The sequence below is a fragment of the Cupriavidus sp. GW822-FHT06G04 genome (genome assembly GCF_058799075.1).
Genome location: NZ_JBXALD010000004.1, coordinates 123,134 through 146,440, shown reverse-complemented (window position 1 = coordinate 146,440; position 23,307 = coordinate 123,134). Strand labels below are relative to the sequence as shown.

General features: G+C 64.7%; 22 protein-coding genes and 1 tRNA gene. 16 read left to right on the top strand and 7 right to left on the bottom strand.

From position 1 onward, the window contains the following. Positions 1–206 precede the first annotated feature (206 nt). Positions 207–1,040 carry an inositol monophosphatase family protein gene (locus tag AC1RKI_RS11050; RefSeq protein WP_150981481.1) on the bottom strand — a complete coding sequence of 278 codons (834 nt, stop codon included), beginning with the start codon at positions 1,038–1,040 and terminating at the stop codon, positions 207–209. A gap of 228 nt (positions 1,041–1,268) precedes the next feature. On the opposite strand from AC1RKI_RS11050, the gene AC1RKI_RS11045 reads away from it, so the two are divergent. Together AC1RKI_RS11045 and cysE are read left to right on the top strand one after the other, a co-directional pair. Next, on the top strand, positions 1,269–2,186 hold the full coding sequence (locus AC1RKI_RS11045) for an RNA methyltransferase (RefSeq protein ID WP_492795335.1): 918 nt from the start codon (positions 1,269–1,271) through the stop codon (positions 2,184–2,186). A 255-nt stretch (positions 2,187–2,441) separates the two neighbouring features. Further along, a complete protein-coding gene (cysE, locus tag AC1RKI_RS11040; protein ID WP_150981479.1) occupies positions 2,442–3,236 on the top strand; it encodes a serine O-acetyltransferase in 795 nt (264 codons plus the stop codon). Positions 3,237–3,290: 54 nt separating this feature from the next. On the opposite strand, the gene AC1RKI_RS11035 is transcribed toward cysE, so the two are convergent. The 4 genes from AC1RKI_RS11035 to AC1RKI_RS11020 all read right to left on the bottom strand — a co-directional run bounded on the left by AC1RKI_RS11035 (position 3,291) and on the right by AC1RKI_RS11020 (position 6,107). Then, the gene (locus AC1RKI_RS11035) at positions 3,291–4,100 is read right to left on the bottom strand and encodes a UDP-2,3-diacylglucosamine diphosphatase (protein WP_492795333.1); all 810 of its coding nucleotides are present in this window, start codon (positions 4,098–4,100) and stop codon (positions 3,291–3,293) included. Between the two features lie 66 nt (positions 4,101–4,166). Further along, positions 4,167–4,667 carry a peptidylprolyl isomerase gene (locus AC1RKI_RS11030; protein ID WP_061956120.1) on the bottom strand — a complete coding sequence of 167 codons (501 nt, stop codon included), beginning with the start codon at positions 4,665–4,667 and terminating at the stop codon, positions 4,167–4,169. A gap of 50 nt (positions 4,668–4,717) precedes the next feature. Further along, positions 4,718–5,323 carry a peptidylprolyl isomerase gene (locus AC1RKI_RS11025; protein WP_492795331.1) on the bottom strand — a complete coding sequence of 202 codons (606 nt, stop codon included), beginning with the start codon at positions 5,321–5,323 and terminating at the stop codon, positions 4,718–4,720. Positions 5,324–5,429: 106 nt separating this feature from the next. Further along, the gene (locus AC1RKI_RS11020) at positions 5,430–6,107 is read right to left on the bottom strand and encodes a tetratricopeptide repeat protein (protein WP_492795329.1); all 678 of its coding nucleotides are present in this window, start codon (positions 6,105–6,107) and stop codon (positions 5,430–5,432) included. A gap of 185 nt (positions 6,108–6,292) precedes the next feature. On the opposite strand from AC1RKI_RS11020, the gene cysS reads away from it, so the two are divergent. From cysS to AC1RKI_RS10950, 14 genes are all read left to right on the top strand, one after another. After that, positions 6,293–7,681 carry a cysteine--tRNA ligase gene (cysS, locus tag AC1RKI_RS11015; RefSeq protein ID WP_061956127.1) on the top strand — a complete coding sequence of 463 codons (1,389 nt, stop codon included), beginning with the start codon at positions 6,293–6,295 and terminating at the stop codon, positions 7,679–7,681. Further along, complete coding sequence (locus tag AC1RKI_RS11010; RefSeq protein WP_211922752.1) at positions 7,666–8,514, top strand: DNA-3-methyladenine glycosylase family protein; 849 nt, start codon at positions 7,666–7,668, stop codon at positions 8,512–8,514. The genes cysS and AC1RKI_RS11010 overlap by 16 nt, the downstream gene beginning before the upstream one ends. 135 nt (positions 8,515–8,649) lie before the next feature. After that, entirely contained in the window at positions 8,650–9,621 is a 972-nt protein-coding gene (locus AC1RKI_RS11005) for an acetyl-CoA carboxylase carboxyltransferase subunit alpha (protein WP_061956129.1), read from the top strand. A 40-nt stretch (positions 9,622–9,661) separates the two neighbouring features. Next, on the top strand, positions 9,662–11,077 hold the full coding sequence (tilS, locus tag AC1RKI_RS11000; RefSeq protein WP_492795556.1) for a tRNA lysidine(34) synthetase TilS: 1,416 nt from the start codon (positions 9,662–9,664) through the stop codon (positions 11,075–11,077). A gap of 153 nt (positions 11,078–11,230) precedes the next feature. Next, complete coding sequence (locus AC1RKI_RS10995) at positions 11,231–12,481, top strand: aspartate kinase (RefSeq protein ID WP_061956131.1); 1,251 nt, start codon at positions 11,231–11,233, stop codon at positions 12,479–12,481. A gap of 133 nt (positions 12,482–12,614) precedes the next feature. Continuing rightward, positions 12,615–12,708, top strand: a tRNA-Ser gene (locus AC1RKI_RS10990). A 754-nt stretch (positions 12,709–13,462) separates the two neighbouring features. Beyond that, a complete protein-coding gene (locus AC1RKI_RS10985; protein WP_061956133.1) occupies positions 13,463–14,401 on the top strand; it encodes an intradiol ring-cleavage dioxygenase in 939 nt (312 codons plus the stop codon). Positions 14,402–14,436: 35 nt separating this feature from the next. Beyond that, complete coding sequence (locus AC1RKI_RS10980) at positions 14,437–15,186, top strand: SDR family NAD(P)-dependent oxidoreductase (protein ID WP_061956134.1); 750 nt, start codon at positions 14,437–14,439, stop codon at positions 15,184–15,186. 32 nt (positions 15,187–15,218) lie between these two features. Beyond that, entirely contained in the window at positions 15,219–16,103 is an 885-nt protein-coding gene (locus tag AC1RKI_RS10975; protein WP_227460175.1) for a beta-keto acid cleavage family enzyme, read from the top strand. Between the two features lie 41 nt (positions 16,104–16,144). Continuing rightward, positions 16,145–17,122 (top strand): quinone oxidoreductase family protein, encoded by a 978-nt coding sequence (locus AC1RKI_RS10970; RefSeq protein ID WP_492795325.1) that lies wholly within the window; start codon positions 16,145–16,147, stop codon positions 17,120–17,122. Beyond that, a complete protein-coding gene (locus tag AC1RKI_RS10965) occupies positions 17,119–17,469 on the top strand; it encodes a cupin domain-containing protein (RefSeq protein WP_341248282.1) in 351 nt (116 codons plus the stop codon). Before AC1RKI_RS10970 ends, AC1RKI_RS10965 begins: the two co-directional genes overlap by 4 nt. A gap of 132 nt (positions 17,470–17,601) precedes the next feature. Next, a complete protein-coding gene (locus tag AC1RKI_RS10960) occupies positions 17,602–18,666 on the top strand; it encodes a porin (protein ID WP_492795555.1) in 1,065 nt (354 codons plus the stop codon). A 115-nt stretch (positions 18,667–18,781) separates the two neighbouring features. Then, positions 18,782–19,699: a tripartite tricarboxylate transporter substrate binding protein gene (locus AC1RKI_RS10955; RefSeq protein WP_404993521.1), complete on the top strand. Its 918-nt coding sequence runs from the start codon at positions 18,782–18,784 to the stop codon at positions 19,697–19,699. Between the two features lie 66 nt (positions 19,700–19,765). Continuing rightward, positions 19,766–20,800 (top strand): LacI family DNA-binding transcriptional regulator, encoded by a 1,035-nt coding sequence (locus AC1RKI_RS10950; protein WP_341248280.1) that lies wholly within the window; start codon positions 19,766–19,768, stop codon positions 20,798–20,800. Between the two features lie 103 nt (positions 20,801–20,903). Here the strand turns inward: AC1RKI_RS10950 and AC1RKI_RS10945 are convergent, their stop codons facing one another. Both AC1RKI_RS10945 and AC1RKI_RS10940 read right to left on the bottom strand, forming a co-directional pair. Continuing rightward, on the bottom strand, positions 20,904–22,289 hold the full coding sequence (locus tag AC1RKI_RS10945; RefSeq protein ID WP_150981458.1) for a GntP family permease: 1,386 nt from the start codon (positions 22,287–22,289) through the stop codon (positions 20,904–20,906). Positions 22,290–22,513: 224 nt separating this feature from the next. Beyond that, positions 22,514–23,305, bottom strand: a complete 792-nt coding sequence (locus AC1RKI_RS10940; protein ID WP_492795323.1) for an EAL domain-containing protein — start codon at positions 23,303–23,305, stop codon at positions 22,514–22,516. Positions 23,306–23,307 lie beyond the last annotated feature (2 nt).

Sequence of the window (23,307 nt, the reverse complement as noted above, 5' to 3'; positions counted from 1 at the left end):
TCGGACGCGCCGTGTTTGAAATCGGTCAGCGGCAGCGGGCTGGCGGGGAATGTCGCGCGCGGGGCGGCGTTTTCAGCGAGTTTGCGTGGATCGCACTGACCTTCTTGGCGACGATCGTCGGCATTGCACCGAGTGCGCTTTTGCTGGTCTGGACCGTGGCGCACGGGCAGCCGTGCCGCTGCCCGCAAGGATGCGCCGTGACTCGATTACTCGGCGAGCGGCTTGGCCGCCGGTTTGGCGTTGTCCAGCGAATAGGGCGACAGCAGACGCACCATCTGGGCGAACGCCTTCGGATTGCCGGCGAGCACCTCGCCCTGTTCCATCTGGCGCGATTCGCCCGCGTAGTTGCCGACCAGGCCGCCGGCTTCGGTGATCAGCAGCATGCCGGCCGCCATGTCCCACGGCTTCAGGCCGCGCTCGAAGAAACCGTCGAGACGGCCGCACGCCACGTAGGCCAGATCCAGCGCGGCCGCGCCCGGGCGGCGCAGACCGGCGCAGCTGCGCGTCATCAGCGCGAACATCTCCAGGTATTCCTCGACGCCTTCGAGATCGCGGAACGGAAAGCCGGTGCCGATCAGGCAATCGGCCAGCTTGTCGCGGCGCGTCACGCGGATGCGGCGGTTGTTCAAAAACGCGCCGGCGCCCTTGCTGGCGGTGAACAGCTCGTCGCGGGTCGGGTCATAGACCACGGCCTGCGAGGGCACGCCCTTGTGCAGCAGGCCGATCGACACTGCATATTGCGGAAAGCCGTGAATGAAGTTGGTGGTGCCGTCCAGCGGATCGATCACCCAGGTGTATTCGTTCTGCTCTTCGCCCTCGGCCCAGGACTGGCCGGACTCTTCCGCTAGAATGGCGTGCTCGGGGTAGGCGGTGCGGATGACCTCGATGATGTTCGCCTCGGCGGCGCGATCGACCTCGGTCACGAAATCGTTGTGTTGTTTGCGCGAAACGCGCACCAGATCGACGTCGATGGACGCGCGGTTGATGATGGAACCCGCCTTGCGGGCCGCCTTGACGGCGATATTGAGCATCGGATGCATGAATCTCTCCAGACGGCGGATGGGGCGCGTCTCGGCGCAAAGCAGCGCCAGGCATGGCGTATGCGCACGATCTGCCCGGCATCGGCCGAACAACACAACGGATTGTAGAAGAACGAGGCGCGTCGCCAGTCAAGGCGCCGCGCCGCAATTTGAAGGCTGCATTGTATAGGAACCCGGCCCGTCGCACGAGTCGACGCTTGCGCATCGTTGCGGACGGACCCCACCCGAATGACTGAAGCATTGAATTCCCAGCCAGGCCAGCCGCCGGCGCCGGCCGTTTCGAGTGATCCGTCGGACATTTTTTCGCGTGTCCGCGTGGTGTTGGTCGAGACCAGCCATCCCGGCAACGTCGGCTCGGTGGCGCGCGCCATGAAGACGATGGGTTTCGGCGATGTGCCGGGCAGCCTAGTGCTGATCTCGCCGCGCGAGCCCGACGTGCAGTCGCATCCGGACGCCGTCGCCATGGCCAGTGGCGCCGACGACGTGCTGGCTGGCGCGCGCATCGTCGATTCGCTCGAGACCGCGCTGGCGGGCACCGCGTTTGCCGTGGCGATGACCGCGCGGCAGCGCGAATTCGGCCCGCCGCGCCTGCTGCCGCGCATGGCTGCGGCGCAGGCGCGCAAGATGCTGGTCGCCGACCGCGCCGGCGAAATCGCGTTCGTGTTCGGCAACGAGCGCTACGGCCTGCCCAACGAAGCGGTGCTGCGCTGCTCGGCGGTGACCCATATCCCGGCCAATCCGGCCTACGCGTCGCTGAACCTGGCGCAGGCCGTACAACTGATCGCCTACGAGATGCGGCTGGCGTTGCTGGAGGCCCAGGATGCGCCGGGCGCCGCGTCGGACGGCCTGCCCAATATCGGCTATGCTGGCGAGCCGGCCACGGCTGAACAGATCGAATCGATGTTCGGTCATCTGCAGGCCGGGCTGGCGGCGATCGGCTTCCTCGATCCCGCCAATCCGCGCAAGCTGATGCCGCGGCTGCGGCGCATGTTTGCGCGCGCGGGCCTCGAGCGCGAGGAGGTCAACATTCTGCGCGGCGTGGCCAAGTGCATGCTGCTGGCGCGCGCGCCGGACGATGGCAAAGGCGCCGGTGACGACGATGGTGGCCACGACGAGCCCCGGGTAATCGGCAACGATAAAGGCTGATCCGTGATTCCGATTCAGGCAGGTTCCAGGCAGGTCGGCTCCGACCCCGCAGCACGCGGCGGGCGGGGCACGCATGGCTGCGCACGGCGTCTGGCGCGATGTTGAAGCCGCGGCGTTCCGAAAAGCCCTGATGGCCACATGGCCGGCGGCAGGCGCATAAATCTCTTACACTCCCTGCTCGCACGCGCCCCGGCTGTCCCCCAGATCCAGCAACCCGCGCATGACCGGCTTATGACCGCGCCGGCGACCGTTCGCATGCTCCGCGTGCCAACGGCGCTCAAGGCATGGCAACACGACACGACAAAGATGTTCACTCGCCTGAAGGAAGATATCGACGCCATCATGCGGCGCGACCCCGCCGCCCGCAGCCGCCTGGAAGTGCTGACGTGCTATCCCGGCTTGCATGCCGTGATCTTTCATCGCGTGGCCAATGCGTGCTGGCGCGCCGGATTTCACTGGCTGGGGCGCTGGATCTCGCATTGGTCGCGCTGGCTGACCGGCATCGAGATTCATCCCGCGGTCAAGCTCGGACGTCGCGTGTTCATCGATCACGGCATGGGCGTGGTGATCGGCGAGACCGCCGAGATTGGCGACGACTGCACCATCTATCAGGGCGTGACGCTGGGCGGCACGTCGCTCTACAAGGGCCAGAAGCGCCATCCCACGCTGGGCGCAGGCGTGGTGGTCAGCGCCGGGGCGAAGGTGCTGGGCGGATTCGAGGTGGGCGAGGGCGCGCGCGTGGGATCGAACGCCGTGGTGCTCAAGCCGGTGCCGCCGGGCGCCACCGCCGTGGGAATCCCGGCGCGCATCATCATGCCCGATGCGCCGGCGACCCAGCAGGCCGCCAAGCAGGAATTCTCGGCCTACGGCATTACGCCGAATGCCGACGATCCCGTATCGCTGGCGCTCAAGAGCCTGATCGACAACGCGGCCAAACAGCATGACCGCATCGAGGCCGTGCTGGCCGCGCTCGACCGCCTCGGCGAACATCTCGAGAACACCCCGAACGATCGTTTCGACGCAAGCGAGCTGCGCAAGCTGATGAAGTGACCGACTGGCACGCCGTGCGGCGCGGTGCTGCAGGCCCGCGGATGCGCATGGCTGTTAGTCCGCCTGCGCCGTGTTTGCCGTCTGCGGCAGCACGCTGAATCCGTCGGCGTCGAGCACCAGCACCGCGGCCCGGGGATGATGGCCATCCAGATCCCAATCGGTCAGCACCCAGCGCACGCCGCCCGCGTGCTGGTGGCGTGCGGGCCGATGCGTGTGGCCATGAATCAGGATCGGCGCTTCGTGTGCGGCCAGCAGGGCATCGACCTCGCCAGGCGCAGCGTCGCCGTAGGTGGGCGGGGCGGCGTCCTTGTCCTGGCGGGCGCGCCCGGCTTCGCTGTCGGCGCGCAGGCGCCGCGCGATGGCCTGCCGGGCCGCAAGCGGCAGCAGCAGGAATAGCCGCTGCACCCAGCGCTTGCGCGTCCAGCGGCGAAAGCGCATATAGCGCGCGTCGTCGGTGCACAGCATGTCGCCGTGGCTGAGCACGATGCGCTGGCCGGCGCAGACAATGACGGTCGGGTCGGGCAGCAGCGTGGCTCCGGCGGCGGCCGCAAAGCGCTGGCCGATCAGGAAATCGCGATTGCCGTGCATCAGGTAGACGGCCACGCCGGCAGCGGACAGCGCACGCAACGCGGCTGCCACGTCTGCGGCAAACGGGGTGTCGGTCTCTTCGTCGCCGACCCAGAATTCGAAGAAATCCCCGAGTATGAACAGCGCCCGCGCCTGCACGCGGGCCAGGTCCAGCACGCGCTGGAACGCCGCGAGCGTGCGCGGCATGCCCGGCGTCAGGTGCAGGTCGGAAATGAACCACGCCGGCGAAGGCACCGTGATCGGTGCGTCCGCCGGCGTGCGGGTGGATGCGGTCATGCGCGTCGGATGGCTACGTTCACCTTGGGCGGCATGCCGCGGTCCGGTCGGAACGAGGGAGTCGATTTACTCGACGATCGTTGCCTTCTCGATCACCACGTCTTCCAGCGGCACGTCCTGGTGGAAGCCCGAGCTGCCGGTGCGCACGCCCTTGATGGCGTCGACCACGTCGGTGCCTTCCACGACCTTGCCGAACACGGCGTAGCCGAAGCCCTGCGGCGTGGGCGAGCTGAAGTTCAGGAAGTCGTTGTCGACCACGTTGATGAAGAACTGGGCCGTGGCCGAGTGCGGCGCGTTGGTGCGCGCCATGGCAACGGTGTAGCGATCGTTCTTCAGGCCGTTGCCGGCTTCGTTCTCGATCGGCGCATCGGTGTCCTTCTGCTTCATGCCCGGCTCGAAGCCGCCGCCCTGGATCATGAAGTTCTTGATCACGCGGTGAAAGACGGTGTTGTCATAGTGGCCCTTGCGCACGTACGACAGAAAATTCTCCACGGTCTTGGGCGCCTTTTCGGCGTCCAGTTCGATGGTGATGACGCCTTGCGTCGTTTGGAGTTGTACCTTGCTCATGGGTTACCTCTGTGCGGTGACGGTGATTGCCGCGCGCCAGGCGCGGGTGCTTACTTGGTGACGGCCGTGGCGGACTCGATCACGATCGGCGCGGCGGGCACGTTGCGCATGGCGCCGTACGCCGTGGTCGGCGTGGTCTTGATCTTGTCGATCGTGTCCATGCCTTCCACCACTTTGCCGAAGACGGCATAACCGTTGCCATCGGGCTGCGGGTAGTCGAGGTTCGGATTATCCACCACATTGACGAAGAACTGCGCGGTGGCGGAGTTCGGATTCGACGTGCGCGCCATGGCGACGGTGCCCGCCTTGTTCTTCAGGCCGTTCTGGGCTTCCAGCGGAATCGGCGCGCGGGTCGGTTTTTCCTTCATGTCGCGGTCGTAGCCGCCGCCCTGCACCATGAATCCATTGATCACACGATGGAAGATCGTGCCGGAATAGAACCCGCTCTTCACATATTCCATGAAGTTGGCGACGGTCTTCGGCGCGGCGTCGGGATAGACCTCGATGGTGAACTTGCCGGCGGTGGTGGCGAACTGCACGCGCTCGGTCTTCGCCGCGGCCGCGGCGGGGCTCGCGGCCTGCGCCAGGGCGGCCAGCGGGGCCAGGGTGGTGGCGGCCATCAGGCCGGCCAGGACGATGCGACGGGAAAGGGTCATGTCTGGACTCCGTGATTCAGGTGAGGCAGATCGGGGTGCCGCCTTGTCGCCGCGAACGACGCACCGGGGTGCGCCAAAACGGGCGGGCAGGCGAAGCGAAACGGGCCTAGCGCGCCCGCGGCGCGCTGGCCGGGGTCTTGCGTGTCTCCGGCGTTGCGGCAGGCGCGTCGGCGTTCTGCGAGCCCTGCAGCTGGCGCAGGCTTGCCGCCGCGCGGCCGTCGCCCGGATTGCGGCGCACCGCGTTGCCGTAGGCCTGTTCGGCCAGGCGGCGGTACACGTCGCCAAGGTTGCTGTACGCGATGGCGTAGTCGGGCTTGGCGTCGATGGCCAGCAGCAGTTCGGCCTCGGCGCGCTTAAGGTCGCCGCGCTTGGCGTACAGCAGCGCCAGGTTGTTGTGAGGCTCCGGCAACTCGGGGAAATCCTGCGCCATTTCGGCGAAAGCCTGGATCGCGTCGTCGTCGCGGCCGAGCTTGGCCATCGCCCACGCGCGCTGGAATCGCGCCTGGGCATTGCGCGGGTTGCTGGCCAGCACCTTGTCGAAGGCCGCGATCGCGTCGCTATAGCGCTTCTCGTTCACGGCCTTCTGGGCCGGCGCCATGCCCGGGTCCGACGAGATCGGTCCAGACGGCGGCGCGGGGGGCGCGGACAGCGACAGCGGGCCGTTCTGCGCCAGCGCCGGCGCGGCAAGCAGGGCCGCCGCCATCGCCAGCGAGCACGTCAGCGCGGAAAGGGTTCCGCCGCGACGGGCAGAGGCAATGGTCGGGATGGGCAGAAGCAGGCTCATGTAAGGGCGGTCCGTTATACTCCGCGGCATTCTAGCAAAGCGGCAGGGCGTGCAGCAGCGGCCGCACGGTCTGTCCCCGGCAATGGCGGTTGCGCATCAGGCCGGACCAGAAAGCTTCCGGTAAGATATGGGGCCCGCGCGACGTCTTGCGCGCGTCCGGCATCGTCATCCAATCACATCGCTACATGCAGCAACTGAACATCTACAACACGCTTGCGCGTGAAAAGCAGCCTTTCGTGCCCATCGAACCCGGCAAGGTACGCATGTATGTGTGCGGCATGACCGTGTACGACTACTGTCACGTCGGGCATGCGCGCGTGATGGTGGTGTTCGACATGGTGCATCGCTGGCTGCGCGCGGCTGGCTACGATGTGACGTACGTGCAGAACATTACCGATATCGACGACAAGATCATCCGTCGCGCCGCAGAAAACGGCGAGACGATCGGCCAGTTGACCACGCGCTTCATCCAGTTCATGCATGAGGATGCGGCGGCGCTCAATATCATCCGCCCCGACTACGAGCCGCGCGCCACCGAGTACGTGCCGCAAATGCTCAACATCATCGAAAAGCTCGAAGCCAAGGGACTGGCCTACCATGCGCCCGATGGCGACGTGAATTATTCGGTGCGCAAGTTTGCCGGCTACGGCAAGCTGTCCGGCAAGTCGCTGGAAGACTTGCGCGCCGGCGAACGCGTGAGCGCCAACGACGCCAAGCAGGATCCGCTCGACTTCGTGCTCTGGAAATCGGCCAAGGAAAACGAGCCGCCGGAATCGAAGTGGGATTCGAAGTGGGGCAGCGGCCGTCCCGGCTGGCATATTGAATGCTCCGCCATGAGCTGCACGCTGCTGGGCGAACATTTCGACATCCACGGCGGCGGCGCGGACCTGCAGTTTCCGCATCACGAGAACGAGATCGCCCAATCGGAAGGCGCCAGCGGCAAGCCGTTCGTCAATGTCTGGATGCACAACGGCTTCGTGCGCATCAATGACGAAAAGATGTCGAAATCGCTCGGCAATTTTTTCACGATCCGCGAAGTGCTCAAGCAATACGATGCGGAAGTCGTGCGCTTTTTCATCCTGCGCGCGCACTACCGCAGCCCGCTGAACTACAGCGATGCGCATCTCGACGACGCTCGACATGCGCTGACGCGCCTTTACACGGCGCTGAAGGAAACCCAGCCCGGCGGCTGCGCGGTCGATTGGGACGAGCCTCACGCCAGGCGTTTTGCCGAGGCGATGAGCGACGATTTCAATACGCCGATCGCGGTGTCTGTGTTGTTCGACCTGGCCAGCGAAGTGAACCGCACCGGGTCGCTGGCGTCCGCGCATCAGCTCAAGGCGCTGGCCGGCACGCTGGGCCTGCTCGAGCGCGATCCGCACACGTTTCTGCAAGGCGGCAAGATGGCCGATGGCCTGTCGGCGGACGACATCGAGGCGAAGATCGCCGCGCGCAAGGCCGCCAAGGCGGAACGCGATTTCGCGCAGGCTGACCGCATCCGCGCCGAACTGCTCGAATCGGGCGTCGTGCTGGAAGACAAACCGGGCGGCGTCACCGAATGGAGGCGTGCTTGAACGCTGTCGCGCGCAAGCCGAAAACTGCCGCCGCCGGCCCCAGGCCAGCGGGCAAGACGGCGGCAAAGCAGGCGCCGAAGGTGTCCGCCAAATCCGCGGCAAAGGTCGCTGCCAAGGCGGCTGCTCCTGCCAGGGCCGGCGCCGGCAAGGGCCGCAAGCCCGAACTGCCGGAAGCCAGCGCCGTGCCGCTGCCGGTCGAGACCGTGGTCGACGCCGTGCGTCCCGCCTATTGGGACGAAGCCTGCGCGGACCTGATGAAGCGCGACCGCATCCTGCGCAAGATGATCCCGACGTACGGCCCGGCGCACCTCGTGTCGCGCGGCGACCCATTCGTCACGCTGGCGCGTTCGATCGTCGGCCAGCAGATTTCCGTCAAGGCAGCCCAGTCGGTCTGGGAGCGCCTGGTGACGCTCTGTCCACGGCTAACGCCGGCGCAGTTTCTGAAGGCCGGCACCGACCAACTGGCCGGCTGCGGCCTGTCCAAGCGCAAAGCCGAGTACATCACCGATCTCGCTGAACATTTCAAGGCCGGCAGCGTCCATGTCAATGAGTGGTCCGGCATGGACGACGAGGCCGTGATTGCGGAACTCACCCAGATCCGCGGCATTGGCCGGTGGACGGCGGAGATGTTCCTGATGTTCAATCTGATGCGGCCGAACGTGCTGCCGCTCGACGATGTCGGGCTGATCAACGCGATTTCCGCCAACTACTTCAGCGGCGAGCCCGTGACCCGTAGCGAGGCGCGCGAGGTGGCCGCCAACTGGGAACCCTGGCGAACGGTCGCCACTTGGTACATGTGGCGCAGCCTCGATCCCTTGCCAGTGACGTATTAGTGACGTAGCAGGATGTTTGGAAGCAAAAACGGTGTTGATTTCCGGCTGAAGTGCGCTGTAATCAACTTAACGGGGGGCGGAAACCTGGATATTTTCCGGTAGAATGCGCCCCTTCACCGACAGGTCCGCGTCTTTATGAAAACCACCTTCCTGGATTTCGAGCAGCCGATTGCCGAGCTCGAGGCAAAAATCGAAGAACTGCGTTTTGTGCAGGACGATTCGGCTGTCGACATTTCCGAAGAGATTTCGCGGCTGGCCGGCAAGAGCCAGCAGCTGACCAAGGATATCTACGCCAGCCTGACCCCGTGGCAGGTTGCGCAGATCGCGCGTCACCCGCAGCGTCCTTACACGCTGGACTATGTGCGCGAGATCTTTACCGACTTCCATGAACTGCATGGCGATCGCGCCTTTGCCGACGATCTTTCGATCGTGGGCGGCCTGGCGCGCTTCAATGGCCAGGCGTGCATGGTGATCGGCCACCAGAAGGGCCGCGACACGAAGGAACGCGCGCTGCGCAACTTCGGCATGTCCAAGCCCGAGGGCTATCGCAAGGCAAAGCGCCTGATGGAGCTGGCCGACAAGTTCGGCCTGCCGATCTTCACGTTTGTCGATACGCCCGGCGCATTCCCCGGCATCGACGCCGAAGAGCGTGGCCAGTCGGAAGCCATCGGCCACAACCTCTACGTGATGGCCGGACTGAAGGTGCCGCTGATCGCCACCATCATTGGTGAAGGCGGCTCGGGCGGCGCCCTGGCAATCGCCGTGGGCGACGTCGTGCAGATGCTGCAGTTCGCCACCTACGCGGTGATCTCGCCGGAAGGCTGCGCGTCGATCCTGTGGAAGACCGCCGAGAAGGCCCCCGAAGCCGCCGAAGCGCTGGGCCTGACCGCGCATCGTCTGAAGGCGCTGGGTCTGATCGACAAGATCGTGAACGAGCCGCTCGGTGGCGCGCACCGCGATCCGAAGGCGATGGCCACGATGTTGAAGCGCACGCTGGCGGAATCGCTGCGCCAGTTCCAGGGCATGAGCGTCAAGGAACTGCAGGCGCGCCGTCACGAACGGCTGATGGCGTATGGCAAGTTCAAGGAAACCGGCGCGCAGGAATGATGTGAGCGCCGCAGGTTCCGCGCCCGATACGCTCGCGCAACTGACCGCAAAGGTCGCACAGGCTCTGCAGGCCGGTGCGGCCTTTGTTGTTTCTGGCGCGTCGGCGCCGGCGGCGATTGCGGTGGCGTTGTCCGGCGGACGCGATTCCGTAGCCTTGCTCCACGCCACGCGCGCCGCGCTGCGCGAGGGCTGGCCGGCGGCGCGACTGGTGGCGCTGCACGTGCATCATGGCCTGCAGCCGCAGGCCGACGCCTGGACGGCGTTTTGCCAGACGCTGTGCGATGGATGGCAGGTGCCGCTGGCCAGCGCGCGCGTGACGGTCGCGCCAACTGCTGGAGAGGGCGTCGAGGCGGCGGCGCGGCGCGCCCGTTACGAGGCCCTCGGGCGCATGTGTCGCGAACATGGCGCCGGGCTGCTGCTGTTCGCGCATCATCGCGACGACCAGATCGAAACCGTGCTGATGCGCTTGTTTCGCGGCACGGGCGTGGCCGGCATGGCGGGCATGCCGGCACGGCGTCTGCTCGATGCACGCGGCGATGTGCAACTGCTGCGTCCGTGGATCGACATTCCGCGCGCGCAAATCGACGACTATTGCGCGCAAAACCGGCTGCAATGGATCGACGATCCTTCCAACGCCGACACCCGCTTCGCGCGCAACGCGCTGCGCGCGCATCTGCCCGCGCTGCTGCAGGCGTTCCCCGCACTTCACGACAACGTCGCGCAGGCGGCTGCGCATTTCGCGCAGGCGGCCGGCATGCTCGACGCACTGGCGCAGCAGTCGCTGGCCGCGCTGGTGCGCGCAGGGCGCGACGCCGACACCTTTTCCGAACTCGACCTTGCCGGTCTGCGCGCCTTGCCCGCCGAACATGGCGATGCGGTGCTGCGCCACTGGCTACGCGATCTTGGCGTGCAGCCGCCATCGACGGCGCGCCTGGCGGCGATGCGTGCGCAACTGATCGAGCACCACGGCGGCGAGCCTGCCATCGCGCACGACGGCCTGGTACTGCGCCGTTTCCGCGATCGCGTGCTGGCGTGCCGGGCCGCGCCGGTGGCGTCGCCCGCGCCGTTCTCGTTCGAGTGGCGCGGCGAGACGCGCATCGTGGTGCCCGCATGGCACGGCGAACTGCACTTCGCGCGCGACGACTCTTTCGGCGTCCCCGAAGACGTGTTGCGCGGACCGTTGAGGCTCACGGGCAGGGCAGGGGGCGAGCGCATCGTGCTGCGTCCGGGCGGTCCGGCACGAGCGCTCAAGCAGGCCTACCAGGAGGCGGACATCCCTGCGTGGCGGCGCGCGCATCTGCCGCTGCTATGGCGGGAGCAGACGCTTGTGCTGGCGGCCGGACTGGGCATGCATCGGCGCTGGCCGGCAGATTTATCGCATGCGCCGCGCTGGCGCGTGGAGTGGATCGCGCACATCGATTCCGCGCCGCCGCAACCGCCGGGCCACGGAAAATAGGGACAGATCTATTTTTTTATGTGAGTATTTTTCACATAAAAATGACAGCAAATCCGCCACGTTTTTGCCCATTTTGACCCTTTCGGCCTTTACCAGCAGCCAGTCTTGGTGTAATTTCTTCGGCTTTGCACAATCGTCGGCGTCGACTAGAAGATGGCTCTCATCGTTCACAAATACGGCGGCACTTCGATGGGTTCCACGGAACGCATCAAGAATGTCGCCAAGCGCGTAGCCAAGTGGCATCGCGCCGGTCACCGCGTTGTTGTGGTGCCTTCGGCCATGTCGGGCGAGACCAATCGCCTGCTGGGTCTTGCCAAGGAAATTTCCGCGCAGCCGGACCCGCGCGAACTCGACATGCTGGCATCGACCGGCGAGCAGGCCAGTGTGGCCCTGCTGGCCATCGCGCTGCACGGCGAGGGCATCGATGCGGTGAGCTATACCGGCTGGCAGGTTCCGGTGAAGACCGATTCGGCCTATACCAAGGCGCGCATCCAGTCGATCGACGACGAGCGCATCCGCGGCGATCTCGACGCCGGCAAGGTGGTGGTCATCACCGGCTTCCAGGGTATCGACGAGGAAGGCAACATCACGACGCTGGGACGCGGCGGCTCGGACACCTCGGCAGTCGCCATCGCCGCGGCCATCGAGGCTGACGAATGCCTGATCTACACCGACGTGGACGGCGTGTACACGACCGATCCGCGCGTGGTCGAGGACGCCCGCCGGCTGGACAAGATCACCTTCGAGGAAATGCTGGAAATGGCCAGCCTGGGCTCCAAGGTGCTGCAGATCCGCTCGGTGGAGTTCGCCGGCAAGTACCGCGTGAAGACCCGCGTGCTGTCGTCGCTGACCGACCCCCTGATGCCGCTCGAACAGGAAATGCATTCGGGCACGCTGATTACTTTTGAGGAAGAGTCTGATATGGAAGCAGCCGTCATCTCTGGCATCGCCTTTGCCCGTGACGAAGCCAAGATCACTGTGCTGGGCGTGCCGGACAAGCCGGGCATCGCCTACCAGATCCTGGGCCCGATCGCCGACGCCAACATCGACGTCGACATGATCATCCAGAACCAGTCGGTGGACGGCAAGACCGACTTCACCTTCACCGTGCCGCGCGGCGAATACCAGCGCGCGCTGACGATCCTGAACGACGGCGTGAAGTCGCACATCGGCGCCGGCAGCGTGTCGGGCGATCCGAAGGTGTCCAAGGTATCGGTGGTGGGCGTCGGCATGCGTTCGCACGTCGGCATCGCCAGCAAGATGTTCCGCACGCTGTCCGAAGAGGGCATCAACATCCAGATGATCTCGACGTCCGAAATCAAGATCTCGGTGCTGATCGACGAGAAGTACATGGAGCTCGCCGTGCGCGCGCTGCACAAGGTATTCGAGCTGGATCAGGCGTGATCCGACTCTGATTTTTTTCTGGCGGGATTGTTGTGGATTTTGCGCTCGGTCATCGAAATTTCATTGACCAGCTACAGCACCCTCGCTAGAATACGCGCTTCGTTGTGCGGCTCCCTCGCACAACGCAAGTTTGGGAGACGTGGCCGAGAGGTCGAAGGCACTCCCCTGCTAAGGGAGCATCCGGGCCAAAACCTGGATCGAGGGTTCGAATCCCTCCGTCTCCGCCACTACATCGTATTGGCGGCGAACCCCGGAAGATCGCGGTCTTCCGGGGTTTTGTTTTTTGGAAAACACCCTTTCACCGCTGCACCTTCCGCGTGTCACTTACACCGAGGGAGAGGCAGCGATGCACATCACCCGCCGAAACGGCGTCGATTACTTCCGCCGACCAAGCGACATCAAGCGACGTACCGCCAGCCCTGCCAGCTACGGTGCCGTGCGCGCCCGCGCGTTCCTGCGAGGCCCAAGTTGCTTCGAAAAATATCCCGAGGCAGACCGCCCCGACGCGCCAACAGTTGCCCCGGGGTGGTCCCATCGGACGAGCAAAGACGCCGCTATCGCAGCTTGAGCGCCTGTGGCGTTGCGGTGGCTGAGCGAACGAAGCGGACAGACATGGCGTTCGCCCACTAGTCACAAAGGGTCGCTACGATGCGTCCCGCCAGCATTCCACGGCGTACGGGTTCAACATGCAGCGTCTCAGAGCTTGGGCTTCTATCAGCCACGCAAACCGCTATCGCATTCTCGATTGGGTAACGGTGCTCACCTCATCAACCGCATCCCGCATACGCTCCGAAACCAGCGCATTTCGACGCACCATCGCCGTCCCTTAGGGATTGACCGGATGCCGCCCCGGACGACTTGATTTTGTTGGGTTTTCTAATTTTTAGTGAATTTTGATTCACTTTGCGTTGACGCGTCTGTACTTGCCTTCGACCGCAAATTGCCCATAATGCAAACGTTTGCAAAAGAAGGAGTTCAAATATGGAGACGCAACAAGCCCGGCCAGCACCGAAGCCGGTCAGCGCGCTGTCGCTGATCGAAGATGAGGATTCGATAACCGAGGTCGTCCTGCAGGCGATGGCGGGAACGGAGGACCTGCGCCTGCGCGGCGTGATGGCTGCGCTGGTATCGCACTTGCACGCCTTCCTGCGTGAGGTCCGGCCGACCGACGAGGAATTTGAGCGGGCGCTGGCGTTCATCGCCGCCCTCGGCCACGCCACGCATGCCACAAATAACGAAGTGGTGCTGGCAGCCGATGTGCTTGGCTTGTCGACGCTGGTCACGACGATCAACAACAACACGAATGGCGGACGCACGCCCGGCGCGTTGCTGGGGCCGTTCTATCGCGCCAACGCGCCGCGTTATGCGTGTGGCGACTGCGTCGTGCAAGACGAGTCGCCTGGCTTGCCGCTGTTCGTCAGCGGCACGGTGCGCGCCACTGACGGTTCGGCGCTGCCCGGCGCGATGGTGGAGGTCTGGCAGGCGTCGCCGGTGGGCCTGTACGACAACCAGGACCCGCGCCAGCCTGACCGCAACCTGCGCGGCGTGTTTCATACGGATGCCGACGGCAACTATCACTTCCGTACCGTGCGTCCCGCGGGCTACCCCGTGCCGACCAATGGCCCGGTGGGCACGTTGCTGGCCGCCCAGCGTCGCCATCCGTACCGCCCCGCGCATATTCATTTCATCGTGGCCGCACCCGGCTACCGCACCCTGGTGACGCAGGTCTTTGCCGACGACTCCGACATTCTTGAGACTGATGTCACGTTCGGCGTGCATCGGCAACTGGTCGGCGCGTTTCAGCGTGTCGAGGTGGGGCGCAGCCCGTGGGGCGACCTGCCGGCGCCGTTCTACACGCTGAAGTTCGACTTCACGCTAGAGCCCGGCGAGCAAACCTTTCCGACCCCTCCCATCGATTGACCACACGGCTGAACGCCTATTTACCGCGCCATACCATGACCACTCACTCACTATCCGGCAAGATTGCCGTCATCATCGGCGGCACCGGCGGCATCGGTTTTGCCGCTGGCCGCGCCCTGGCCGATCTGGGCGCCAGCGTCGTGCTGACCGGGCGCGATGCCGCGCGTACCGCGAAGACGGTCGAAGGGCTGCCCGCCGGCAACCACATGGCAGCGTATGCCGAGGTGGCCGACAGCGCCTCGCTGCGCAAGCTGGCTGCCGACGTGCAGCACCATTACGGCCGCGTGGACATTCTCGTCAACACATCGGGCTTCACACGCGCCATTCCACATGGCGATCTCGATGCGCTCGACGACGACCTGATCGACGAGCTCTTTGCCGTTAATTGGCGCGGCCAGTTTGCCGCCATTCGTGCCTTTGCGCCGGCATTGCGAGCCAGTGGTGCCGGCTTGGTCGTCAATGTCGGGTCGATTGCCGGGCGCACGGGGCAGGGCAGCAACGTGGCCTACTGCGCCGCGAAGGCGGGGCTGGACGTGATGGCGATGTCGCTGGGTCGCGCGCTGGCGCCCGAGATCCGCGTCCTCAATGTCTCTCCGGGAGTGGTCGATACGGCCTTCGTTCCGGGGCGCGACAGCACGTTCAACGAGCGGGCCGCCAAGACCACGCCGCTGCGCCGCATTGGCCATGCGGAGGACGTGGCCGATGCCATCGTCGCGTGCGCGACCTCGCTGCGGTTCGCCACGGGTACCACGATTGTGGTCGATGGCGGCCGCCAGCTTGGCTAGTACTTTCTCAGGCCCTTAAATTCCATTCTTCCATGCACGCAAGAAAGACCATCATCACCTGCGCGGTGACCGGCAATATCGTGACCCCCGAGCAGCACCCCGGACTCCCAGTGACGCCGGCCCAGATTGCCGACGCGGCGCTTGAGGCGGCTGAAGCGGGGGCGGCCGCGGCGCACATTCACGTTCGCGATCCGCAAACGGGCCGGCCGTCGATGTCGCTCGACTACTACGCCGATGTCATCGACAGGATCCGCGCGCGCAATCGCAGCCTGATCATCAATCTCACGACGGGGCCAGGCGGGCGCTTCGTGCCCGACGAGAACGAGCCGCGCGTCGCCGCGGCAGGCACGACGCTGCTGCACCCGCTCAAGCGCGTCGAGCATATTGCCGCCTTGCGCCCCGATGTGTGTTCGCTCGACCTCAACACCATGAACTCGGGCGGTGACGTCGTCATCAATACACCCGCCAACGTCCGCAAAATGGCCGAAGTGATTCGCGGCGCGGGCGTCATGCCGGAGCTGGAGATCTTCGATTCCGGGGACTTGAACATGGCGCTCGATTTCATGCGTGAGGGGGTGCTCGAGGGCCCGGGTTTGTGGACCTTCGTGCTCGGTGTGAAGTATGGCTTCGCGGCCACGCCCGAGACGATCTTCTATGCCCGCAACATGCTACCGGCAGGTGCTCAATGGTCCGCGTTCGGCGTCGGCCGGGCCGAGTTTCCGATCGTCGCGCAGGCCTGGCTGGCCGGCGGCCACGTGCGAGTGGGCCTGGAAGACAACATCTACCTGGAAAAAGGCGTGCTGGCGCCGAGCAATGCTGCGCTGGTGGCCAAGGCGCGGGACATCGTCAAGTCGCTGGGCGGAGCGATCGCATCGGCATCCGAGGCGCGCGCGCAGTTGGGTCTGCGCGAAGCCTGAGCGCAGCGCACTTTTCAAACTTTACTGATCATCCATACATCATGAACACCATTCAGGTTCAACGGAAAGCTTCGACCATCGACGCGCTCGAGCTGTCGCTGGTCGGGATGCCGCGGCCAGAGGCGGGCGCGGGCGAGTGCATTGTCGAAGTGGTTAGCGCGGGCGTGAATCCCAGCGATGTCAAGGCCACGCTCGGCCTGATGCCGCATGCCGTCTGGCCACGTACGCCGGGACGCGACTACGCAGGCGTCGTTATCGATGGCCCTGGCCAGTTGATCGGGCAGCAAGTGTGGGGCAGTGGCGGCGAGCTTGGCATTCGCCGCGACGGTACACACGGCAAGTACCTGCGCATCAGCGCGGAGGCCGTGCGCGCCAAGCCGCACGCCATCTCGCTGATCGAAGCCGGTGCCGTGGGCGTGCCGTTCATTACGGCTTATGAAGGCCTGCGCCGCGCCGGCATGCCCAAGGCGGGCGACGTGGTGCTGGTCGCCGGCGGCAATGGCAAGGTTGGCCAGGCCACGATCCAGATTGCCACCGCGCTCGGCGCACGGGTGTTCGCGGTGGAACGCAAGTCGGAGCCGTACCGTGGCCACGCCAGTAGCGCGGTGCGCATGATCGATGCCAGCCGGGAAGCCATTGCCGAGGTGGTGCGCGACGAAACCGGCGGCCATGGCGCGGACATCGTCTACAACACGGTGGGCAGCCCCTATTTCGAGCAGGCCAACCTGGCCATGGCGATTGGCGCCACGCAGATCTTCATCTCGACCATCGAGAAGCCTGTGCCCTTCGATATCTTCGCGTTCTACCGGGGGCAGCACACCTATGTGGGCGTGGACACGCTGGCAATGGACAGCCAGGCCTGCGCCAAGATCCTCGACGCCCTGGCGCCGATGTTCGCCGCCGGGCAACTCAAGCCGTTTCCGGTGCTGCCCGACTATACCTATGCGCTGGCCGACGCCAAGGACGCCTATCGCGCGGTGCTGCAGGGCGCCGCCGAACGCGTGGTGCTGACGCCATGAACACGACCCGATTTGCCGAGGCACCGGCCTACCATCCGGCCAACCACGACGGCATGCATTGCCTGCGGCTGCAAGGGCACGAAGCGGGCCCGTCGGAGGCGCTGTGGATGGGCGTCTCGGTGATCCTGCCGGGCGGCCATACGTCGCTCGATGCGTCGCCCGTTGAAAAGCACTATGTCGTGCTGGAAGGCACGGTCTGTATCCGCACCCCGTCGGAGACCGTCACCCTGGGGCGGCTCGACTCCGTGCGGCTGGCGCCGGGAGAAGCCCGCCAGGTATCCAATCCGTCCAACCTGCCAGCCATGCTGCTGCTGGCCATGCCGTATCCGCCGCGCGCCGTGCCTTAGTTTTTTTAGCGGATCTGCAAACGTTTGCAGATCCGCGTCATCCGCCACGACCCATAACAAAGGAGGAGACCCAGGATGCAAAGAAGAACTTTCCAACGTCGCCGTCTGGCGCCGCTGGCGCCGCTGGCGCTGATGTCGGCCGGTGTTGTAGCGCCGGCCATGGCAGAAAACAGCGTCACCATCTACGGCCGGCTCAATACGGCCATCGAATACTCCAGTGCCAGCACGTCCACCGATGGCACCAGGCTTGGCGGCAGGGCGCGGCTGACCAACAACCGCTCGGTGTTCGGGTTTCGGGGCGAGGAGGATCTGTTTGGCTCGCTCAAGGCCGTCTGGCAGATCGAAAGCAATGTCTCGCTCGATACCGGCCAGGGGCAGATCGCGGGGCGCAACTCCCGTGTGGGACTGCAGGGCGACTACGGCGTGGTGTTCATGGGGCACTGGCAGACGCCCTACACCGAATCAACCGCCAGCTACGATCCGTACTACCCAACAACGGCTGGCTACATGGCGCTGATTGGCAACGGATCGACGTCCAGCTCCGACAACGTGCAGGACACCAGTTCCTTCGACCGGCGCCAGAAGAACATCGTGCAGTACCGCTCGCCCCAGCTCTGGGGTGCCAGCCTGTGGCTGGGCTGGGGGCTGCCGGAGGAGAAGACCACCGTCCCGAGGAACCCGGCGCTGTACTCGGCGGCGCTGGTCTACGACCAGGGGCCGCTTAGCGCGACGCTCGCATACGAAATCCACCAGCATTACCAGGCGGCCGGGCGCAACGACGATGCCCTGAAGGTGGCGCTGGCCTACCAGTTACTGCCGGGCACCCGTATCGCTGCGGTCTACGAACATCTGCACTACCGCACCGATACCGGGGATCTGCAGCGCAACGGCTACTACGCGTCCCTGGTGCAGAAGCTCGGCCCGGGCAGCGTTCGCGTGGGCTTTGCCTTCGCACCGAACGGGACCGGATCGTCCACTGACACGATCGGCTTCTTCCGAAGCGGCCCGGAAACCGGTGCCATGCAGTTCACCGTGGGCTACGACTATCCGCTTTCAAAGCGGACGGCGCTATTTGCCTACTACAGCCGCATCAACAACAAGAAAAACGCGATCTACGACTTTGCCATCAACGAGCTTGGCGTCAAGGCCGGCGCCGATCCGCAGACGTTTGCCCTTGGCATGCGGCATTTCTTCTGACGCCACGACACGTCACTGTTGCGAGGAGACCATCATGATTCGACAGCTTTTCCGCCCCCGTACGCTCCAGCCCCTTGCCGCGTTCGCGCTGGCGGCAGCGGTGGCTGTACCGACAATGGCTGGCGCGCAGCCGCAGTTTCCTGCCAAGCCGATCCGGCTGGTGGTGCCGTTTTCCGCTGGCAGCGCCACCGACATCCTGGCGCGCATCATCGCCACCAAGATGGGGGAGGGCGGCCATTGGCAGGTCGTCGTCGACAACCGTCCGGGCGCGGGCGGCACGCTGGGCGCCACTACGGTTGCCAAGTCGGCCCCTGACGGCTACACGCTGATCCTGGTGTCCGTGGGGCACGCCATTAACGCCACGCTCTATCCGAAGCTGGCTTATGACACGGTGAAGGACTTCGCGCCCGTATCGCTGGTGGCGTCGGTCCCAAATGTGCTGGTGGTCAATGCGGCCAGCCAGTACAAGTCGGTCCGCGACATTGTCGCGGCGGCCAAGGCCAGGCCGGGTGCGATGAATTTCAATTCGGCCGGATCGGGCAGTTCCACGCACCTGAGCGGCGAGATGTTCAAGATCCAGGCGGGCATCGACATCATGCACATCCCATACAAGGGCACGGGTGAAGGATTGACCGATGTGATGGCGGGGCGCGGCGACATGATGTTCGCGCCGACCGTGTCGGCGATGCCATTTGTCCGCCAGGGCAAGCTCCGCGCGCTGGCGGTGACCACGCCCAAACGGGCCGCCGCGCTGCCGGATGTCCCAACCGTGGCGGAGTCCGGGCTGCCGCACTATGCCTTCGACTCCTGGTTTGGCGTGCTCGCGCCAGCTTCGACGCCCAAGGAGATCGTCAACGCGATCAACGCCGAAATCGGCAAGGCGCTGGCGGCGCCGGACGTGCGCGAGCGCCTGGCAGCGCAGGGCGCGGAACCCCGACCCAGTACCCCGCAGGAGTTTGCCAGCTATATCCAGGCCGAAATCGTCAAGCTGGCGCCGGTGGTCAGGCAGTCGGGCGTGCGCGCCGGGGAGTAAAGGGTGCAGGCACGGCAGACGCTAGAATGGCGGACCTCAATGAACCAGCCTGGCGTCCGCCGTCCCATGTCCGAGCGCAAACGCGTGACCATCAAAGACCTTGCCGCGGAGGTCGACGTGCATTATTCCACGGTGTCGCGTGTGATGAACCCGGCAACGCGCCACTTGGTGGCCGAAGAGGTGGCCTCTCGTATCCTGAAGTTGGCCGAGGCGCGCGGTTTCCGCCCCAACCGCATCGCAGCCGGGCTGCGCACGCAGCGCTCCGGGCTGGTCGGGGTGATCCTTCCCGATATCGCCAACCCGGTGTTCCCGCCAATCCTGGCGGGCATCGAATCAGTGCTTTCACGGATGGGCTATGTACCGATCGTCGTGAATGCCGGCACCGAGCGCGCGCGCCAGCGCTTCGTCGTGGACCAGATGCTGGCTCGCCAGGTGGAAGGGCTGATCCTGGCGACAGCCGAGCGCGACGATCCGCTGCTCGACTACTGCGTGAAGGTGGGCATCCCCGTGGTGATGGTCAATCGCGGCGAACCCACGGGAAGGGCGTCCTGCGTAGTCAGTGACAGTGCGCTTGCCATGGGGTTGACGGTCGACCATCTGGTGTCGCTGGGCCATCGATGCATCGGGCATATCGCCGGCCCGGCCAGTACGTCGACAGGCGAGTCGCGCCGGGAGGGCTTCCTGCATGCAGTGAAGCGGCATCGCCTGCGCCGCGCCCAGTATGTGGTCGTCGAGGCGGAAAGCTATGGCCGCGAAGCAGGTCGCAAGGCCTGCGCGCAGTTGTTTGAAGCCTTGCCGAGCCTGACCGCCATCGCCGCTGGCAATGACCTGGTGGCGATGGGGTGCTACGACTATCTGCGCGAGCACGGCATCCGCTGCCCGGATGACGTTTCCATCGTCGGTCACAACGACATGCCGTTCGTCGATGCGCTGACGCCGCCGCTTACCACCATCCGCATCCCCGTACACGACATGGGCGAGCAGGCCGCAGAGCTGCTGCTGCGCCGGATCGCCAAACCACTTACCGCCAGCGTCGTCGTCGAATTACGGCCGGAGCTGGTGGTGCGCGGGTCCACCGCGGCACCCCCGGCAGCCAGCTAGCGCAGGTGAAGCGGGTTCGCGCGGCGGCTACGGGTGCGAGTGCAGCGCGCATGCCGGCTCAAAACGCGCATGGAATGCGGCGTAGGGATCCGCCGGCCGTCATTCAATGCACGGGAATCGCGGCATTGAGGATCAGCACCATGATCAGTCCCACAGCCGCAACGATCGACTGGACCACAGAGATGGTCTTTGTCGCTTCGCTCATGGTCATGCCGAACGATTCCTTGACCATCCAGAAACCCGCGTGATTGGCGTAGTTGAAGAACAGCGATCCGCAACCGATCGACAATGCGAGCAGTGGCAGATTGAGGCTCGGATCGCTGCCGGCGAGCGGTGCCAGCAGGCCCGCGGCGCCGACGATGCCAACGGTGGCCGACCCGGTCGAGACCGATAGCAGCATCGCGATCAGCCAGCCAAGGATAAGCGGCGGGAATGCGAGTTGCTGCGTCAGATGTACGATGGCGTCGCCCACTTTAGCGCTGGTGAGCATCTGCTGAAACGCGCCGCCGCCCGCGATGATCATGATGATCGAGGCAATCGGCTTGAGGCTGCTGCCCAGCGCACCGCGCAGTTTCTCGGCATCGCCGCCGCGCGAGAGCACCAGCGCCACAATCGCGAACATCACGCCCAGCAACATGGCTATCAACGGATTGCCGAGGAAGCTTGCCACATGCAGCACGGCGCTCCCCTTGGGCAGCACCGTTTCGGCAATCGCATGCGCGAGCATCAAGATCGCGGGCAGCAATGCTGCGAGCACGCCGGTCCCGACGCCGGGCTGCCGGGCGGCAGCCGCTTTCTCCGGGAGGGTGAACTGGTCCAGGAGAGCCTGGTCGGGCCGGGTATTCATGCGCGGCGAAATGAAGGCGCCGTAAAGTGGACCGCCAAGAATCATGGCGGGAATCGCCGCGATAAAGCCGTACAGCATCGTGGGCCCCACGGATGCTTTCAGACTGGCGATGGCCGTCAGCGGACCGGGGTGGGGCGGCACCATGCCATGCATGGCGGCCAGCGCGGAAATGACCGGGACCCCCACATAGACATAGGCCGAACCCTTGAAGCGGCTGTTGCTCTCCAGTTTGCGGGCGACACTGAAGATCAACGGCAGCATCACCACCAGACCGACTTCGAAGAACATGGGAATGCCGACGACAAAGGCCACCAGTGTCATCGCCCACGGGATCATCCGATCGGAAGTGCGCTTCAGAATCGCATCTGCAATCTGCTCTGTGGTCCCGGCATCGGCAAGAATCTTGCCGAGCATGGCGCCGAGCGCAATCACTACACCCACCGCGCCGAGCGTTTTGCCTGCACCATCGACTAGATGCTTGACGATGCTTTCCGGGGCCATGCCAGTTGCGAAGCCGACGCCAATGGAAACGATGAGCAGCGCCAAGAGCGGGTGCATCTTGATTCGCGACACGATGAGCGCGACGAGCACGAGTACGCTGACGAGGGCGGTCAGCAACAATTGAATATCCAGGGGTGTCATGAGGTGTTAAGGCGAGACAGCGAGGGGTCCATTATCTTTCTATTAGTCATTTGAGTGGAAGATTCCCCTCATAGGACCCTCAAACAAGCCCTCGCCCTCGGGCGGATGAGCAGCATGATGCGTTACTGGCTGTGAGAACTGTACAGCCGGGTTTCGATCTGGTCCTGGCATCGGGCCGCAGTTTTCCTTCTGGGCTGACTCCATGACCCGCCCGCGCAATCCCGCTAGGCGGAGTACAACATTTCATCGATGGTTGGAATCGCTTTAAAAGCCGGTTTTGCGAAAAAATAGCCTTGCATCAGACGCACTCCATGCGCAACAAAGAAATCACGCTCGCCTTTGGTTTCGATGCCTTCCGCAACCACGCGGATGCCGAGGTCGTGGCACATCGATATGACACTTCGCACGACGCGCTGACGCACGCTGTCAGTGTCGATGTCACGGAGAAGTCCCATATCGAGCTTGATGATGTCGGGCTGAAAATCTACCAGAAGCGCAAGTCCCGAGTAACCCGACCCAAAATCATCGATTGCAGTGAGAAAGCCGTATTCCTTGTAGGCTCTAAAAATATCGACCAGGTGATTTCGGTCCGCAAGATGTTCACCCTCGACCGTCTCGAAGATGATTCGTTCAATCGGGAAACCATTCGCCTGCGCCGCGTCCAGGGTGCTTCGTATGCAGACCTCCGGCCGATAGACCGCGTTGGGCATGAAATTGATTGACAGAAACGCGTCCAGACCTAACGCCGCTGCACTGGCGATTGCAGTCTGCCGGCAATGTTGGTCGAACTGGTATTTCGTTGCATCGTCGATTTGCGATAGCACCGAATGCGCAGATTCCCCGTTTGCACCGCGTACCAGCGCCTCGTACGCGAACACCGCTCTGGCATTTACGTCGACGATTGGCTGAAATGCGAAATCGATCTCAACTGGCAAGGGTGTCGTGTCCTTGCATCCAGAACATCTATTCGATTGACTGGCCACAGCGTCGTGGCCATGAATCTTGAAAGAAGCCATTT